The 18,501-nt window shown below is 44.4% G+C and carries 9 protein-coding genes; all 9 read right to left on the bottom strand.

Going from position 1 to position 18,501, the window contains the following annotated elements; all coding sequences use genetic code 11:
- Positions 1-118: 118 nt before the first annotated feature.
- Entirely contained in the window at positions 119-730 is a 612-nt protein-coding gene (locus E4N66_RS02160; protein ID WP_044015027.1) for a hypothetical protein, read from the bottom strand.
- 5 nt (positions 731-735) lie between these two features.
- Positions 736-10,479 carry a toxin TcdB middle/N-terminal domain-containing protein gene (locus tag E4N66_RS02155; protein WP_253728789.1) on the bottom strand — a complete coding sequence of 3,248 codons (9,744 nt, stop codon included), beginning with the start codon at positions 10,477-10,479 and terminating at the stop codon, positions 736-738.
- A gap of 14 nt (positions 10,480-10,493) precedes the next feature.
- Complete coding sequence (locus tag E4N66_RS02150) at positions 10,494-11,030, bottom strand: hypothetical protein (RefSeq protein WP_253728788.1); 537 nt, start codon at positions 11,028-11,030, stop codon at positions 10,494-10,496.
- A gap of 246 nt (positions 11,031-11,276) precedes the next feature.
- The gene (locus E4N66_RS02145) at positions 11,277-11,900 is read right to left on the bottom strand and encodes a hypothetical protein (protein ID WP_253728787.1); all 624 of its coding nucleotides are present in this window, start codon (positions 11,898-11,900) and stop codon (positions 11,277-11,279) included.
- Between the two features lie 19 nt (positions 11,901-11,919).
- A complete protein-coding gene (locus E4N66_RS02140; protein ID WP_253728786.1) occupies positions 11,920-12,057 on the bottom strand; it encodes a hypothetical protein in 138 nt (45 codons plus the stop codon).
- 317 nt (positions 12,058-12,374) lie between these two features.
- The gene (locus E4N66_RS02135) at positions 12,375-12,998 is read right to left on the bottom strand and encodes a hypothetical protein (RefSeq protein ID WP_253728785.1); all 624 of its coding nucleotides are present in this window, start codon (positions 12,996-12,998) and stop codon (positions 12,375-12,377) included.
- Positions 12,999-13,017: 19 nt separating this feature from the next.
- The gene (locus tag E4N66_RS02130) at positions 13,018-17,658 is read right to left on the bottom strand and encodes a toxin TcdB middle/N-terminal domain-containing protein (protein ID WP_253728784.1); all 4,641 of its coding nucleotides are present in this window, start codon (positions 17,656-17,658) and stop codon (positions 13,018-13,020) included.
- Positions 17,659-17,699: 41 nt separating this feature from the next.
- On the bottom strand, positions 17,700-18,017 hold the full coding sequence (locus E4N66_RS02125) for a hypothetical protein (RefSeq protein ID WP_253728783.1): 318 nt from the start codon (positions 18,015-18,017) through the stop codon (positions 17,700-17,702).
- A gap of 80 nt (positions 18,018-18,097) precedes the next feature.
- On the bottom strand, positions 18,098-18,499 hold the full coding sequence (locus E4N66_RS02120) for a hypothetical protein (RefSeq protein ID WP_253728782.1): 402 nt from the start codon (positions 18,497-18,499) through the stop codon (positions 18,098-18,100).
- Positions 18,500-18,501 lie beyond the last annotated feature (2 nt).

Below are 18,501 nucleotides of genomic sequence, written 5' to 3'. Positions count from 1 at the left end.
TTCCTAAAACCAAGGCTCCACCATATCCATCTCCTTGCCGGTAAATTTGTACGGTAGGTAGTCCGCAGTTTTTTTGAAAACTACGGAGTTTTAATTTTTACTCTGTTGAGTTAAATGATTAAAAAAAAATCTTGTATAACCGAGATGGATATGCTTCTTTGCATTCTACTATGTAGTCAATTTCTTCTGTGTAATTTTCTTCATCTAATGAATAATGGCAGACAATTTTTACAGGGAATTTATCATTCAACTTTCCATGTCGCCATTTAAACATATTATAAAAATTTACCCAACAAAAGTTTTTTGTATTAAAATCAGAGAATATTAATTTTTCAACTCCTGAATAATTAATGCCATCAACTTCATAATTTTTGAAAATAACCCTATTCTTGTTAGAATCATCTGGTTTATAAACATTATGCTTTTTTAAAATTCTATGTTTATTGTCATATAAAATTTCAAGTTGATTGATGCGTACTTGCCTAAAATTCTGTTTAGCAAAAATCCTAAAACCCAAATGCTGAGTTTTTAAGAAGATTACATTACCAACAGATATCCTCATAATAGAGTCTTTTTTTGATAACTGATTTATTTGAGTTGAATTAAATATATTCTTCATACTTGTATCATTTTTACAAGTAAACTCATAATATTTGCGTTGTTCAAATAAAGAAAAAACTAAAAAAAGACAAATTAATACTAATATAGGGCGTTTAATTACTTTTGACATCTAAGTTACCTTGAATTAAATCCATAATTAGAACCAACGCTCATGCTCCAATAAAATGGTTTAGTACCAGTTTGGCGGAAGAACGGCTTCATATCATATTGTCCATGGGTACTTCCTAATGTTATACATATTGGATTAAATCGTGAAACATAGCCATAATTATATGTTGAAGAATCTATTTCTGTTCCAATATAATTGTCTTGTGCATCGAAAATAGCTTCACGTCCATCTGTATTGCAGAATTTTACATTTCTTCCACCATTTTGATTACGCTGATGTTCATTATCTCCCAGATATGGAATCATTTGAAACCATCCACCTTTTTCCATATCTGCTCTTGAATATTCATTTTTACCCTCTGAATTCAGATTCAAAAATGAACGTAAATCCTCATTCATAAATTTTTCATCACCAGACATACTAAAAAACAATCCATGTAATTTCATATTATTTTTTAGTTGAGTTCGCATAAATCCAGCCTTTGCACCAGCTGCTGTTGTTCCTTTTTTTACACTACCAACTTCACTTTTTAAATAAGCCAATTGATCTTTTACACTCATATTTTTAAAATCTTTTATCTCTTGTTTTGTATATCCGTTTTCTTCATCATATAATCCTGTCGGATCTAGGAATTTCACAGGATTATTCCCCGCATAATGATAGAGATGTAAATTGACCGTATTATATACGCCGCCCATTCCCGCAAGCTTTGACGGATCAGTGCCTGCAGCTGGGACGTAGTCTCCCAACGCCGGGTCTCCACTCAACCATCTACTATACTTCGGGTCTAAGTAGCGCGCTCCGTAATAGTATAAGCCCGTCTCCTCATCCATCTCCTTGCCGGTAAACCTGAACGGCAGTTTGTCTAACCCCGCAGCTACTTCTTCTATCCACAGTTCCCCGTAAGGTGTGTATTCGATGTGCTCGTATTGTTTACCTCTCCAGTCGGTTACAAACTGCGCGCTGCCTAAGTGGTCTGAATGGTAGTAGTAGCGCTTCTCCCGTTGCTCTGCATTATCTCCGTTGTTGTCGGTGTGTGTCATTGCCGTTACAAGACGTGAGTTACCCACAAAGATGTGCTTATGCACTCGCAAGCCCTGCGGATTGTTTTTGTCTTGCACGGGGATGTGTATCGTGTAGAAGTTATTAAAGTAGAGCGTTTCAGAACGTCCCTCTTCTGTATACTTGAGCGCTCGCTGCCCGTCCTCACCGTAGCGGTAGTGTACGGTGTACGTACGATCGCTTGACTTCGTTAACTGATTCTTCTCATTCCACGTGTAGTTACGGCGGTATGCAAATAGGTTTTCAGGACGCGTCTCTTCTGTCTCCTTCGGGGCGTCAAGGCCGAAGCCGTAGTCGGCGCCGTATACGTCGGTGTCAGGGTCGTAGCTGTAGGTAAAGATAAACTCATCATCCTCGGTAAAGGGGCCGTCTTTTTCTGCCGTGATGTTGCCGTTCGCATCATAGCGGTAGTAGCGGTTTCCGGCGTGTACGAGCCGGTGTGCATAGGCCGGGTCGTATTCGTAATCAAGACTGTAGTCAAGCTCTGCTTTCGGGTAGGCGTTACCGCGGGCGCCGGGGAGGTTTGTGGTACTGGACTTCTTTGTCATGTTTCCGATGCCGTCAAAGGCAAAGTCTTGCTTGTATTTTGCGACATTGACCGGTGTGCTTCCAAAGCTTTTTATCGCTTTGTATTGGTTGCTTGTCCCCTCTACTCCGATAAGTTGGTAGAGGTTGTCGTATGAGTAACTTTGGCTCGTCTCGTACACGCTTGCGTCATTGCTGTAGCCTAAGACGTTCCCGACTTTGTCAAAACTATAGGTGATTTTCTGGAACACCTCGTCTGTTTGTTTATTTCTCGTCTCAATGTCTTTTAACCACCGCCGTTTATCGTCGTAGCGGTAGCGGGTCTCTACACCATTGCCGTATTTGATATACACGCGCTGCCCGTGTTCGTCATAGACAATCGTGTCGATGTAACTGTAGTTTTCCGTTCCTTTTACCGTGTTCTTTACGCCGCTTACGCCCTTGAGCTGTCCGCCTTTGTCGTAGGTATAAATTATGGTCTCCCCGTCAGGGTAGCGCATGGTCTGCATACGGCCTAAGTAGTCCGAGCAATAGGTGAAGGTCGCCGTTTCCGGCTTACTGAGTACCTCATAGCGCTTAATCGTTCGTGTCTCTTCTACGACTTCGCTTAAGCGTCCGTACTTGTACTTGATTTCTCCACTCTCATCTTTCTTATACACTATCTCTCCGGCTCCCGCTTGCCCTGCTTGGCCGTAGGTGTATTCAACGTCGGTACTGAACGGGTAGTCTATCTTTATAAGCCGGTCAAAGCCGTCATAAACGTACTGTATCTCGCTTAACTTACTGCGCAGCAGTGAATCCGACTCCGCTTCAAGGAGGCCTTTATGGTCATAGCGCCATTCTTTTCTTCCGGTGTCTTTACTTTCTAAAGCTACTTTTCTCCCTAACAGGTCGTATGTTACCGAGACAATGTTTTCATTTGCGTCGTATGCGCGCAGCATTTCGCCCAATACAGAGTATTCATATCTGCCTTTGGTGAGGATGTTGTTTGCCTTGTCCCTTCGTTCGACTTCGCGGATGTTTCCGCGCGCGTCTTTTTTCGTAACGCTCTTATTCTCAAGCGGGTCGGTTGCGGTTGTTACCTGTAGGCTGTTTTCTATTGCGTACTCGTTTTTCTGTTCGCTTCCGTCCGGCAACAATGTTTTTATTACTCGGTCTATGCCGTCGTAGGTGTATACCGTTTCGTTGCGGAGCTTGGTAAAGTCGTTCAGCTCATAGAACTGTTCGACGCTTGCGTAGACGGCTTTGTTGGCAAGTTCATTCGGTAAATCGCCGCCATAGAAGAACGGCATTCCTTCTTTTATCTTTCTTCCCGCCTCATCGTAGTAGGTTGCGCCTGATATATTCCAGCCGACATTCGTTTCTCCGGCGGTTCCTTCTCGGTACACTTCCCCTTCTTTCGCGGTGTAGAGGGCGCGGCCTAAGCCGTCGTGCATGACTATCGTTTTCATCACGGCTTTGTCCGTTGCTTTGGTAGTCAGCTTATTTGCCGTTACCGTGTACCAGAAAGAAGATGAAGGGGTATGGTATTCGTACTTTGCGTAAGGTACGTTTCCGGTATCGTAAGGGCTTTTCACTTCCGTTACGCGGCCGAACCCGTCGTAGCGGTACTTCATGGTGTTACCCGCGCTGTCGGTTTCTTCAAGTTTTACTCCTAAGGCACTGTCCCACAGGAGCGTACTCTCGTACGGAGTGCCGCCTTTACTGCCTTCTTCCGTTATTTTAACCGGGTATATCCCATCTTGGTAGCGGTAGCTTACCTTCTTGCCTGTGGGACTTATCAGGGTCTTAATGTTTCCCTTCTCATCCCAGTCTATCGTGTAGGTAAGACTCGTGCCGCTTGAGATGTATTGCTTTAGTTCCGTTATCGCACCGGTGTTATTATCGTAGCGTCCTTCACGTTTCCGCAATAACCTGCCGCTCTTGCCGTCCAGCACTTCTATCCGTTCGGGGTGCGCTTTAAAGTAGCGCCGCTCATCGGCACTGTCCCAATACCGTATTCGGGCAATGATGTCGTCGTCGCTTCTACTGACGTCTCCCTTGTCGTCCAGCTCCGTAACGTTACCGTATCGATCATAGCGATAATCGCTTTCCGTTTGTATCGACCGGTATCCTTCCCGTATGGTGTTCCACTCTCGCTTTACCCGTGCATGGGGGACTTCATCCGTTTCATACTCTTTTATCGAATAAACGATGCCGTTATGGCTGACCGTCTCTTTTTTTACCATCCCTTTGCGGTAATAGGCATCAATGTAATACTCCGTCTCGCTCGTCTTTCCCGTTCCCGTTACTGCTTTTACCGTCTTAAACCCGTAGAACTCTTTTGCTTTGCGGTCATAGTAGCCGTCTTTGTAGGTGTAGGTTGTGCGGTACGATTGTATGTTTCCGCTCTTACTCTGCAGCCCTGAGTTCATTGTGACGCTACTTAGCACATACTTACTCTGCGGCAGCTCCCGTGTGTTCCCTACTCTTTGATACTCTATCTCATAGCTGCCGCCGGTCGGAAGGTGTATCGTTTTTAATAGTCCTACTTTCCCTAACTTGTTCCGCTGTACATACAGCTTATCGGAGCCTCCGATGTTGAAGACCCTGTCGGCGAGGCCGTCCCCGTCTACGTCAAAGAGGCGTAAGCTCACTTCGCTTTTGCTATAGGTTCCATTCACTCCACCTGAAAAGTTACAGGTAATAAAAATCCCTACCCACACAAGAAACCCTATCTGTCCCGATAATCCTCCGGAGACTCCCACACTTTGGCTTGTGTTAAACTCCAATGCTTTCGGTATCTGTAATAACTTTTCTATTTCACTTCTTTCGGTACTCTTATTCATATTTTCCGGCCGGTACGGTACCTGTATCTTCTCGGATGTCCCCACAAGATCCGCCACTACACGGTTATAATACGCAGCGTACTCTGCCCCTTCGATATTCCGTATCTCTATTGTCTTTTCTTTCCCGTCAAAGCCTGCTCCATAGTTCAGTTTGACGGCATAGCTGCCGTCTTCCTTTACTTTTAATACGTCCGGTAACCCGTCTCCGTTGATGTCTGCTATAAGGGATTCTGTGGCCGTCTGGCTGATATTCACGTTGACCCCTAGGTTTCCTCCGCCATAATTCGCCTTCGCCCCGGCACTCACTCCTATGCCGAAGTTTCCCCCGCCGCTTTTAACGCTTCCTTCCGATACGTTCACTGCCTGCCACGCCCCTACCGCTCTAAATTCTTCTCCAAGGTTTAGCTTCGCTCCTGCTGCCGTTTGGTAATCGGGTAGCCCATCTCCGTTTATGTCTACTAATCCACCTGTCTGCTGCTGCCGGCCTCTGGAATAGTTTACTCCCTCATTCACACTCGCCCCATACGGTGTCGAACCGGCCGGTTCCAGTGTAATGCTTTTAACTCTCCCTTCAGTATCTCTGATTACCCCGACCGATCCTGAAAGCCCTATACCCGCTCCAAATACTTTCGATTCATTACTATTAGTCGACAGTGCTCCTCCCTGTATACCTCCTTTCTTCTTCTGAAAGACTCCTTCTGCATTCCCGTACTGGACGCTCAGGCCTCCGCTGCTTGTTTTTACTATATCAGGGTACCCATCCCCATCGATGTCTTGATAGCTTTGTACCTGCTTACTTTCTCCCTTATTAAAACCGACACTGGCATTGATCGATGCGACTGACACACCCGCGTGTGCTTCGAGTGTTTTATCAAAACTACTGCTCTCGTTCGCGGAAAGGGCAAAGCCTCCGTCTTTTATCCACGGCAGGTTTTTGTATGCCCCTCCGGTGATCCGGCTTGAGTGCAGCACTTCATTATCAATATACGCTGCATAGTAATGAATGGTGCTCGAAACTTCTCCCTCTCTATCAAAACCGTTTTCACTCGTGCTCGCAAACGCTCCGATAAGGCTTTCTTTTGAAAAAACAAGTCCGCTTCTCCTTTCCTTCTTCGGCGCTTCTCCTTTCGGTTCGCTCTCCTGACCTTTCTTTACGTATGTTTGATATCTCTGCACCGGAATATACCCGCCCAGTGTCACCCCTTCCTGTATCTTCTGCATTACTTCTGCTTTTACCGTCTCTCCAATCGCTTCCTCGTTTCCATTCTCTTTCAGCGTCTTGGCAAACTTATTTTTCTCTTCTTCACTATTTTTCTGGCTCTCTTTAATATTTTGCTTCTTTCGTTCAGCAACATTCTCGTCTTTATAAGCCGCGCTTTCCTCATACTCATTCGGTGCAAAAAGAGAAGCAATACTGAACTTTTGTTCCCCCCACCTCGAATACAGTCCGTAATACCACCGCTTCCCTCCGCCATACATCCGCTCATGCCGGTTAAAGCCTTCTATGCCGGCAGTCCCTTCATACTTCCCGCTTTCATAGTTCTCATTTCCTCGGTACACAGCTATCTCTTCCTCGACTGTTACGACCTGCCCCCCTTGTATCTTCACTATTGCTATCTTCCCGTCTCGTACCGGATACCGGCTCTCCTGCGGGTACTCTACTACCACCCCCACTTCCTCGTAGTAATAGCTTTCTACATACGCTAAAAACTTCCTCACTTCTTCTTTCTCAAGGTGCTCTTTTGTCGTCCGGTATTCTTTCTTTGCCCCATCATACGTAAAGTATGGAAAATCATACGCCTCACTTTCATACCGTTTCAGCTTCTTCTCTAGCTGCGCACGTTCAGCTTCTCCTATCCCGCTCTTTATTTGATACAAGCTTCCAATCGCTTCAAAATACTCTCTTCCAATTGCCTCTTTCTCTTCCGCTGTGAATACCCCAACCTCCCGTATCCGTACCTCTCCTGCTTCTCTCTGCTCGATAATAACTTTAATCCCGCTCCGCGCTTCTTTTAACGCCTCTGCTATCGCTTGTATAACGAGGGCTCCTTCACTTTCCTTTAGCCGCCGCTCATTTCCCGCTTTCTCATACAGCGTTCCAATCGCAACCATTTGGGCGTTTTTGATAACTGTTTTATCCTTTATCTTCTCATACGCAGCTTCACTCAAGCCTTCTACCCGGCTGATACGATATTCGATACCGCGCTCGACAATATCGCCCATCCCTTTCTCATATTCTTGCTCACTGATTATCTTCCCGAGTGTTCTCCCCTCAAGCACAATCGAAAACTCATACCCTGTTTTATTCCGCCCATCCACTACCGCCTTTACCGTATCACCCTCTTTCGTTATAATCGCTTCTTCTTTTCTCTTTCCCTGCTCATACAGAACAAGCGTTCCTCCTTCCTTGCCCAGCCGGTACGTCTTCCCGTTGATTGCTCCTACTGCTATCCCTTCCGTATCTTCGTAACCTCGCGCTCCTTTTTCCCGCTCACTATTCGTTTTGAGCGTTAGCCTATCGCGGTAGTAGGCTTTCCCATCCTCATAATACAGCGGGTACTTCACGCCTCCATCAGCGCTTTTATACCCTGCCGCTTCTTTTTGCTCGGCTTCACTCATCTTTTTGATTACATCACTGTTCAGTGTAGCGCCGCTCTCTTGCCCGTCGTACACATATTCTTCAAAGCCCCCGTCGTATTCCATACTCTTTTTTAGGCTTTCTTTTGCAGTATCTGTTCCCAGTCCCTTATAAAATGCTTCAAAGGCATCTTTTCCTATCTCACTGCCGATGTATGTGTAATACCCTTTTTCCAGTATCTTTTCTATCGCTTCCTCATCAAGCCGCGTAACGTAATTCCCCGCTTTAAGTTTCCACTCCCCGCTTCCCCCGTGATCTGCTTCATAGTATCTTTTCCATGTTTCATCAATCTGCGCAACAGTGAGCCTTTCAGGCAGCTGGTACGCTATATGCGCTCCCAGTAACTCATCTCTTTGGTATTCGCTGTACCGTATCCGTATCCCCGCTTTGACGCTCTCTCCGACTTCTGCCTTGTTATCCGTCTCCGTCGCAAAATAAATATATTCGCCCCGTCTCACCGCTTCCGTAAAAACATACTGCTTCTTTTCCGTGCATTCCCCGATCCTCACTCCTTCCTTATTCGTACCCTTCCATACGCTTAACAGTCCTGCCCCTATTTCTTTTACGTCTACTCCTATCTCAATCTTTCCGCTTACCTCACTCCGCCACGCTTGCACTCCTTCTTGAAAGTAATGCCCTTTCTCCGCTTTCTCTCTCTCTTCTTTACTTACCCCTATCTCCGCTTCCTCTATCCCGCTTAAAGCAATTCCCGCTTTAAAGCCTCTTCCCCGGTCGTTTTCGTAGTACTTTCCCTTCGACACAAAATCCACATACCCGTCCCGGTTTACATCTGCAAATTCGCTTTTACTTTCTCCTCGCCCTCCCTGTTTTGTCAGTCCCGCACCCGCTCCGGCCGAGCCTGCCCCAAAACCCACATTAATATCTACCTTCCCGCCGATACTCCAGTTCCAATCCTCATTCTCACTTAAATAAAGCCCTTTCAATGCCTTCCCATCAAAGTACTCAGCCCGCTCATATCCTATCTTTCCGTCGCTGCGCTTTTTCCCTTCATATATCCTTATTTCCCCTTTCTTCCACTCCACAATGTCCGCTATCCCGTCTCCCGTTACATCCACAAAATTCCGCTTACTATGCCCACTCCCGCTTCCGGCAGAAGCGGTCATGCCTCCCGATATCGACACGCTGTTTGTAAAGTTTACTCCCGCTCCTCCGCTGCCGCTTCCCCCTCCGCTAATGTGCACACTTTCCGCGATGCTTCCGCTTCGCTCCCAGCCTTCCGTCTCTCCAAATACTTTTATCCTTCCGCTCCCATCTTTCTCCGCTTCTTCGTACCCGAATTCATACCCATACCCTTCGCCGCTTCCTTCTCCCTTTACTTCAAGCTTTACAAGAAGGCTCTCTCCCATCTCGTTTTCTCGGTATTCAAAGCCGTACCTCCTCACAACCCGCCCGCCAACACTCATCTCTATACTGCTAATCCGCTTACTTTCCTTCCGCACATACTTTCCACGTCCCTCAAGCCGCACATCACCTCTGCCTTCATACTCAATACGCACGTGCCGCTCGCCCTCTTTCCCGTAGATAACCTGTTCAAGAAGTACCTCTTCACCCTCTGCTCCGGTTTCCTTCTTGTACACATACTTCACCTCGTTTCCGAAGCTGTCTCTCTCCCGATCCAAATAATAAATATATTTTGCACCTGCTCCTTTGCCGCTCCACCTTTCTTTCCCGTATATCTTTACCCGTCCGTCTTTCCCCGTTACTTCAAAATAATTTTCACTTACTCCTCTCCCTTCTACCCACCCGTTGGCTATCCGTTCATACCGCTGCTCCTTCTCCTTTATCCACGCTCCCCCTTCATACCTCACACGGCTGCCTTCTACAATGTATGTGTCCTTCCCGTTATACTCAGGTAGGCCAAACCGTGTGTCTATACTGATGCTTTCTATTCCTCCTAAACTCCATCCCTTCCCTAATAGTCCCCAGCCGCTTCCGCTCGCATAGCTAAGTGAAAGATTCGGCGCCATCCCTTTCACCCCTTCCGGTACTTTGAGCTTTATACCGAACGCCGCACTTCCTTCACTTCCCCCTTGTAATCCTTCTATCCTTTCTATCCCCCCTGCCGCATCCGCCGCCTTCAGCTCCTTGATGCTGTTTAAGTTCACACGCACCGGTTCAGGGCTCTCCGGTAAACTCAATGTCCCGTTGATCATATCCGTAAAATGATCCGTATACGATTCTATCCGCTTCCCTTCCTCATCGACTCTCTTTCGCTCTAATGCAACCCACCGCTTCTCTTTCTCATCGTAATAGTACGTGTATATCTCTTCCGCGTATTCTGCTTCTATCCGCTCGTCGTACTCAAGCGATAGCTCACACGCTTTCTTAAATTTCATCCCCTTAGGCAAAAACCGCCACCCGCCAAAGCCCGCCGTTACGTTCTTTACTTCTCCTCCCTCTGCTACTTCATACAGCCGGCTAATCGTTATCTCGACTTCCTCTTCCACTGCTCCGCGAGGAATCACAAACCGTACTCCTTCCGCCTCTAACACTCCTCCCTCTTGCCCGATAACCTTTTGCGCTACGAGCTCGCTTGCTTCTCGCTTTACTCCACGCGCTCCTTCCGTCCGACCCTGGCCGTATGCTCCGCCGGGCGCTATCATCGTAAAAAGGTAGACCGTAAATACTGCTTTCTTCACTATCCCTGCCAAGGCTTCTTTTATTCTTTTCATCATCTCTTCCTCTCCCCTTACCTCACCGCCTCGTACTCTATCCACACGCGCTCGCTCGGAAATTTATCCTTCGCCGATATCACTCCTATCACTCCCGCTTCTCCACCTTTTGAAAATATACACGCCGTCTGCTTCGTCGCTTCAAAAAAATTAATCCTCAACGTATCATAGATACGCCTGCGGTTAATTTTTCCTCGCTCCTCGCATCCGGCATGTCTCTTTTCAAAAGGCATCGTTTTTCCGCTTCCGGCAAGGATTGCCGTAAGCGGAAAAACCTCCGGTAAAGTGTTTCTTGCAATTCTTATTGTTATGCTTTTGGCGGACTGCCAATACTTGTGTACCATTATTACAATATAAAGGTACACAAGTATCGGCACCGCGCTTTCCGCTTCAATCTTTTTGCCGCTGCTGCTTTGTTCCCGCGGTGTTTTTCCGCTCGGCCGCTTCAAAAACCGCACCTGCATTACACGAGCGGCAAAAAGGATTTCCGCTTCAATCGCTGTCCGAGGGTGAGAATAATTAAGCTGTGAATAAAAGCAAAATGTTGTTTTCACCTTAAAAAATATTTTCCCTTTCACTACCGCCACGGATGGCGGTGGTTCTAAACAGTATCATGTTTTGCCGTCAGCAAAACATGATATCAAATCTGTACAAGGACGTACAGATTTGATATGGCTTCCCACATACGGCCATAACTCGTTCTGGGGGAAGTGAGGGTAAAGTTTTATAACGAGCTCTTTATAATCTCATAGGCTATCATTTGATACCTGATAGACCGGGTAAACTGTACACTACAATAACTAGTTTTCATTTTTTTCTTCTTCGGTTTTTTCCCTTATAACTATATAAAAATCATTACTAAGAAAACGTTTTTTTAAAAATTTCTTATACTTTTTGTCAATATCAATTTCTTTTTTTAAATCGAATAAATAACAACAGATATTTTTCTCATTCAAAATATCTGTTTTAGTGTATAATAATTCTTTACCACTTTCATTCGGTACAATTTTATACACATTCATTTCAATAAACACCGTATCTAATGCTTTAATAATTTTATCCATATCTATAAATTTTTTACCATCTTCATCTCGTGAACTAGAAAGACCAAACCCCATACTAAGCAGAATATCAGAATTAGCCGGCCTCCAAACTAAGCGGGCAAACCCTGAAGGTTTTAGGACTATCGGAGCCAATGCTACAGAAAGATCAAAACTAGTTTCTTCGTCTTCTTTAAAAGACATCATCCCATCATATTGAACTTTAACATCATAGAATTTATCACTTGATACCTGATAGATAGTTTTTACTTCCACTAAAATATGGTCATCAGTTGCATTGAGTATATAAAGCCTCGCACTAGGAAGACATGATGTTAGACTCATCGTTATTACGGCTATACATATTATGTATATTTTTCTCATACAGCACTCCTTATTTCAATTATTTTTTTTCTTCTTCTTTATTCTTTTCTTTATTGTATTTTTCAGCCCATTGCTCCGTCCAAAAATGCTTATAAGGATCGTTGTCTCCATTTTCTCTAAGTTCATTGCATCTATTACATTTATCTGTATTATGCATCGCCGCATGAATACCGCTTGGTATCCCTATGACAAATAAATATAACGGCTACTATTAAATCATCAATAATAAAAAACTTACCAGTAGGATCCACATATTTAACCGGATTATTGGCTTGAAGCTCGCTATCGCTTCGCTGTCCGATGCCACTTCAATCGCTGTCCGGGAAAGTACCGTCCCTAGTTCTGTTTATTCCTCACATACGGCCGTAACTCGTTCTGGGGGAAGTGAGGGTAAAGTTTTATAACGAGCTCTTTATAATCTCATAGGCTATCATTTGATACCTGATAGACCAGGTAAACTGTATGCATCGATAACTAGTTTTCATTTTTTTCTTCTTCAGTTTTTTCCCTTATAACTATATAAAAATCATTACTAAGAAAACGTTTTTTTAAAAATTTCTTATACTTTTTGTCAATATCAATTTCTTTTTTTAAATCGAATAAATAACAACAGATATTTTTCTCATTCAAAATATCTGTTTTAGTGTATAATAATTCTTTACCACTTTCATTCGGTACAATTTTATACACATTCATTTCAATAAACACCGTATCTAATGCTTTAATAATTTTATCCATATCTATAAATTCTTTACCATCTTCATCTCGTGAACTAGAAAGACCAAACCCCAGCACCTGTAAAATATCGACAGAGGCAGGCTTACCAACTAAGTAGTCAAAATTATTAGGCTTAATAACCATCGGTGCCAATGCTATAGAGACCCCAAAAGAACTTTCCTCTTTGTACTTAAAAGCCATCAGTCCATCATAAGTAACTTTAACATCATAGAATTTATCACTTGATACCTGATAGATGGTTTTTGCTTCCACTAAAATAGGTCCACCTGTTGCATTGAGTATATAAAGCCTCGCACTAGAAAGACATGATGTTAGACTCATCGTTATTACGGCTATACATATTATGTATATTTTTCTCATACAGCACTCCTTATTTCAATTATTTTTTTTCTTCTTTATTCTTTTCTTTATTGTATTTTTCAGCCCATTGCTCCGTCCAAAAATGCTTATAAGGATCGTCGTCTCCATTTTCTCTAAGTTCATTGCATCTATTACATTTATTTGTATTATGCATCGCCGCATGAATACCGCTTGGTATCCCTATGACAAATAAATATAACGGCCCCAATATCCACGATTGGTAATAATGTCCTTTTTCATGCGATTTTACATCAGGATCCCCTATACCGACACTTCCTAAAGTTATTCCCTTATCCTTCCATGAAGAGCCTGTCATATTTACATATGTAAAACCGCCATCCCAATCAACCGTTCCTCCTGATCCAAGAATACAACCATACCCTAATAGTAATCCGAGAATTTCTTGTGGTGCAAACCACAGGGTTTGTGGCAACATCAATATTGAATGACCTATCAATTTCCATGTATTAATAAAATTGGATTTAAATTTCTCTCCAAAATTTGACCAATTATTATCACGAATTGATTGAATTACCGCCCCTATTAAATCATCAATAATAAAAAACTTACCGGTAGGATCCACATATTTAACCGGATTATTCCCCGCGTAATGGTACAGGTGCAAGTTCACGACATTAAACACCCCGCCCATGCCGGGTAAGTTCTCGTTATGCTTCTTCGCCTCGTCGTCTATCGGCGCTTTGGGTATATAGTCGCTTAACGCCGGATCACCTGATAACCATCTACTATACTTCGGGTCAAGGTACCGCGCCCCGTAGTAATACAGCCCCGTCTCTTCGTCCATCTCCTTACCGGTAAACCGGAAGGGCAGCTTGTCCAGTCCTGCTGCTACTTCCTCTATCCACAGTTCCCCGTAGGGTGTGTACTCAATATGTTCGTACTGTCTGCCTCGCCAGTCGGTTACAAACTGTGCGCTTCCTAAGTGGTCTGAGTGGTAGTAGTAGCGCTTCTCGCGTTGCTCTGCGTTATCCCCGTTGTTATCCGTATGGGTCATTGCGGTAACAAGACGGCTGTTCCCTACAAAGATGTGCTTATGTACGCGTAAGCCTTGCGGGTTATTCTTATCCTGCACGGGGATGTGTATCGTGTAGAAGTTATTGAAGTAGAGCGTTTCGCTTCTTCCCTCTTCCGTGTACTTGAGCGCTCTTTGCCCATCCTCACCGTAGCGGTAATGCACGGTGTAGCTGCGGTCGCTCGATTTGGTAAGTAAGTTCTTTTCGTTCCACGTGTAGTTGCGCCGGTACGCAAATAGGTTCTCCGGATGACTCTCTTCCGTCTCCTTTGGCGCGTCAAGGCCGAAGCCGTAGTCAGTGCCGTAGACGTCGGTGTCCGGGTCGTAGCTGTAGGTAAAGATGAACTCATCGTCTTCGGTAAAGGGCCCGTCTTTTTCTGCCGTGATGTTGCCGTTTACATCATAGCGGTAGTAGCGGTTCCCTGCATGAATTAAGCGGTGTGCATAGGCCGGGTCGTATTCGTAATCAAGACTGTAGTCTAGCTCGGCTTTCGGGTAGGCGTTACCGCGGGCGCCGGGGAGGTTTGTGGTACTGGACTTCTTTGTCATGTTCCCGATTCCGTCAAAGGCAAAGTCTTGCTTATACTTTGCAACATTGACCGGCGTACTTCCAAAGCTCTTTATTGCTTTGTATTGGTTGCTGGTTCCCTCTACTCCGATAAGTTGGTATAAACTGTCGTAGGTGTAACTCTGGCTCGTCTCGTAGACACTCGCGTCGTTACTGTAGCCTAAGACGTTCCCGACCTTGTCAAAGCGATAGCTTATCTTTTGGAATACCTCATCGGTTTGTCTATTTCTCGTCTCAATGTCTTTTAACCATCGCCGCTTATCGTCGTAGCGGTAGCGGGTCTCAACTCCATTGCCGTACTTGATGTAGACTCTCTGTCCGTGCTCATCATAAACAATCGTATCAATGTAACTGTAGTTTTCCGTTCCTTTTACCGTGTTCTTTACGCCGCTCACCCCCTTTAGCTGTCCGCCCTTATCGTAGGTGTAAATTATGGTCTCCCCATCGGGGTAGCGCATCGTCTGCATACGGCCTAAGTAGTCGGAGCGGTAGGTAAAGCTCGCCGTTTCAGGTTTGCTTAACGGCTCGTAACGCTTAATCGTCCGCGTCTCTTTGACCACTTCGCTTAATTTACCATATTCGTAGCGTATTTCTCCACTCTCATCCTTCTTATGGACTATCTCGCCCGCTCCGGCTTGCCCTGCTTGGCCGTAGGTGTATTCAACGTCGGTACTGAACGGGTAGTCTATTTTTACGATGCGGTCAAAGCTGTCGTAGTGGTATTGTATCTCACTTAACTTACTGCGCAGCAGTGAGTCCGATTCCGCTTCAAGAAGCCCTTTACTGTCATAGCGCCATTCTTTCCTTCCGGTGTCTTTACTTTCTAAGGCTACTCTTCTACCCAACAGGTCATACGTTACCGAGACAATATTTTCGTTTGCGTCATACGCACGAAGCATCTCGCCGAGGACTGAGTATTCATACCGGCCTTTGGTGAGAAGATTGTTTGCCTTGTCCCTTCGTTCCACTTCCCGGATGTTTCCACGGGCGTCTTTCTTTGTAACGCTCTTATTCTCTAACGGGTCGGTTGCTATCGTTATTTGTAGATTATCTTCTATTTCATACTCATTTTTCTGCTCGCTTCCGTCCGGTAATAAGGTGTTGATTACTCTATCTATTCCGTCATAGGTGTAGGCGGTTTCGTTCCTAAGCTTCATAAAGTCGTTTGTTTCATAGAACTGCTCGACGCTTGCGTAAGAAGCTTTACTTGCAAGCTCAGCCGGTAAATCACTTGCGTAGAAGAAGGGCATTCCTTCTTTTATCTTTCTTCCCGCCTCATCGTAGTACGTTGCCCCTGATATATTCCAGCCCACATTCGTTTCTCCGGCGGTTCCTTCTCGGTACACTTCTCCTTCTTTCGCGGTGTAGAGGGCGCGGCCTAAACCGTCGTGCATGACTATCGTTTTCATAATGGCCGTGTCGGCCGCTTCGGTGGTAAGCTTATTTGCCGTTACCGTGTACCAGAAAGAAGATGAAGGGGTATGGTACTCGTACTTTGCGTAGGGAGTACCTGCCGTATCATCATAGGGACTCTGCACTTCAATAACACGTCCGAATCCGTCATAGCGGTACTTCATGGTGTTACCCGCGCTATCGGTTTCTTCCAGTTTCACTCCTAAGGCGCTATCCCAAAGGAGTGTGCTTTCGTACGGCGCTCCGCCTTTACTTCCTTCTTCCGTTATTTTGGTGACATATATCCCGTCTTGATACCGGTAGCGTACCTTCTTGCCGGTGGGGCTCGTGAGCGTTTTGATATTCCCGCTTTCATCCCACTCTATCGTGTAGGTAAGGAGTGTGTTATTGCCCGTGTACTGCTTTACTTCCGTTATCGCGCCCGTTTGGCTATCATAGCGTCCTTCTCGCTTCCGCAACAGCCTGCCGCTCTTGCCGTCCAGCACTTCGATGCGCTCCGGGTGCGCTTTAAAGTAGCGCCGCTCATCGCCGCTGTCCCAATAGCGTATGCGGGCAATAATATCGTCGTTGGGATTCGTAACGTCTCCCTTATCTTCTAAGCTCGTAACGTTGCCGTACCGATCATAGCGATAATCGCTTTCTGTCCGTATTTCGCGGTATCCTTCCCGTATCGTGTTCAACGCTCGCTTTACCCGTGCATGGGGGACTTCATCCGTTTCGTACTCTTTTATCGAATAAACGGTTCCTTGAGCGCTTACCGTCTCTTTTTTTACCATCCCTTTGCGGTAATAGGCATCGATGTAGTATTCGGTTTCCGTTACCTTGCCTGTTCCCGTTACTGCACGTACTGTCTTAAACCCGTAGAACTCTTTTGCTTTGCGGTCATAGTAGCCGTCTTTGTAGGTGTAGGTTGTGCGGTACGATTGTATGTTTCCGGCTTTTGTTTCAAGCCCGGAATTCATCGTTACGCCGCTTAACACATACTTACTCTGCGGCAGCTCCCGTGTGTTCCCTACTCTTTGATACTCTATCTCATAGCTGCCGCCGGTCGGTAGCTTTATCTTCTTTAAAAGCCCGACCTTCCCTAACTTGTTCCGCTGTACATACAGTTTATCGGAGCCGCCGATGTTGAAGACCCTGTCGGCGAGTCCATCCCCGTCTACGTCAAAGAGGCGTAAGCTTACTTCGCTTTCACTATATACCCCGCTTGCTCCACCTTTTGAAAATATGCGGGCATCTACGGCGTCGCACGCCGAAAATAAATGCTCGACGTATACCCGATACGTCTCCGCTTTATTTTCGGCTGTCTCCTTGTATCTGCTCCGCCTCTTTTCAAAAGGCTTCGTTTTTCCGCTTCCTATCGTAAGCGGAAAAACCTCCGGCACAGTGTTTCTTTTTAATAAGCAGTTTTCTTTGGCGGACTGCTGCATTTTGTTTACTATAACTTCAAAGAAAACAAAATGCAGCACCGCGCTTTCCGCTCCAATCTTTTTGCCGCTACTGCTTTGTTCCCGCGGTGTTTTTCCGCTTAAGCGCTTCAAAAACCGCAAATGCATTACACGCGCAGCAAAAAGGATTTCCACTTCAATCGCTGTCCGGGGGTAAGAATAATTAAGCTGTGAATAAAAACAAAATTTTGTTTTCATAGCCTGAAATTATTTTCTTAGTATAACGCATACATACAAAATTAAGATCCATCAAAAATATGATCATACTTTTTATACCACAAATAAGGCAATACATAGCGTGCCATTACATATAAAAATAGCAGTCCTGTCAGAATCCATAACACCAATAAAATAGTAACTACAATATTAGTATAATACCACTGTAAAGCAGATACCTGAATATTTTCCATATTTTCTTTAGCAGTTAAATAATAATTACCATTAATAATATCTGTAGTATCAAAAACCAAGTTTTCACTGGCATAATATTTATCCATATTAGCAATAATTACAAATATTATAGTTAATATAATAATACATATTCCTACTTTCTTCATATATTTCTTTTATTACTCCTCAATTTTTTTAAATTCAAACCCGATAGATCGTCCATTATTTGACTATTTTTCTCTCCTATCTAAATGAGGAAAATTGTAATTGCTACTGTAATCAAACACAGTAAAACCCACAATAAAGATAAAGGAAAACAAAGCAATTGTACCATATTTAACATAAAATAACACTTCTTTATTTGTTTCGCTTGAATAGAATCTTCTTTTACATAGTCTTCATTCAAACACCATTTTACTATGAATCTAAATCTATCCCACGACGATGAAATTAATCCAGAATTATATACGGCATTTTTAAAAAAAAATATTTTTTCTCTTGTTGCTTGTTCGTAAAATGAAGAAGCAAGATTTGATCGATGAAAATAAATATGCGTAAAAATCACAAGAAGGATTATGATTAATACAGAAAGTGCCGGAAAAATAAATGCTGCAATTATAATAGCCTCTATAATCTTTATACTTTCCATAC

It is taken from the genome of Treponema sp. OMZ 857 (assembly GCF_024181085.1).
Lineage (GTDB): Bacteria > Spirochaetota > Spirochaetia > Treponematales > Treponemataceae > Treponema.
Note: the sequence above shows the minus strand (reverse complement) of the source record. Positions and strands in the feature narration are given on the sequence as shown.

Bases quoted from the DNA above. Each gene is read 5' to 3' on its own strand.
- E4N66_RS02160 (WP_044015027.1), bottom strand. From the start codon at position 730: ATGTCAAAAGTAATTAAACGCCCTATATTAGTATTAATTTGTCTTTTT.
- E4N66_RS02155 (WP_253728789.1), bottom strand. From the start codon at position 10,479: ATGATGAAAAGAATAAAAGAAGCCTTGGCAGGGATAGTGAAGAAAGCA.
- E4N66_RS02145 (WP_253728787.1), bottom strand. From the start codon at position 11,900: ATGAGAAAAATATACATAATATGTATAGCCGTAATAACGATGAGTCTA.
- E4N66_RS02140 (WP_253728786.1), bottom strand. From the start codon at position 12,057: ATGCATAATACAGATAAATGTAATAGATGCAATGAACTTAGAGAAAAT.
- E4N66_RS02135 (WP_253728785.1), bottom strand. From the start codon at position 12,998: ATGAGAAAAATATACATAATATGTATAGCCGTAATAACGATGAGTCTA.
- E4N66_RS02130 (WP_253728784.1), bottom strand. From the start codon at position 17,658: ATGAAAACAAAATTTTGTTTTTATTCACAGCTTAATTATTCTTACCCC.
- E4N66_RS02125 (WP_253728783.1), bottom strand. From the start codon at position 18,017: ATGAAGAAAGTAGGAATATGTATTATTATATTAACTATAATATTTGTA.
- E4N66_RS02120 (WP_253728782.1), bottom strand. From the start codon at position 18,499: ATGGAAAGTATAAAGATTATAGAGGCTATTATAATTGCAGCATTTATT.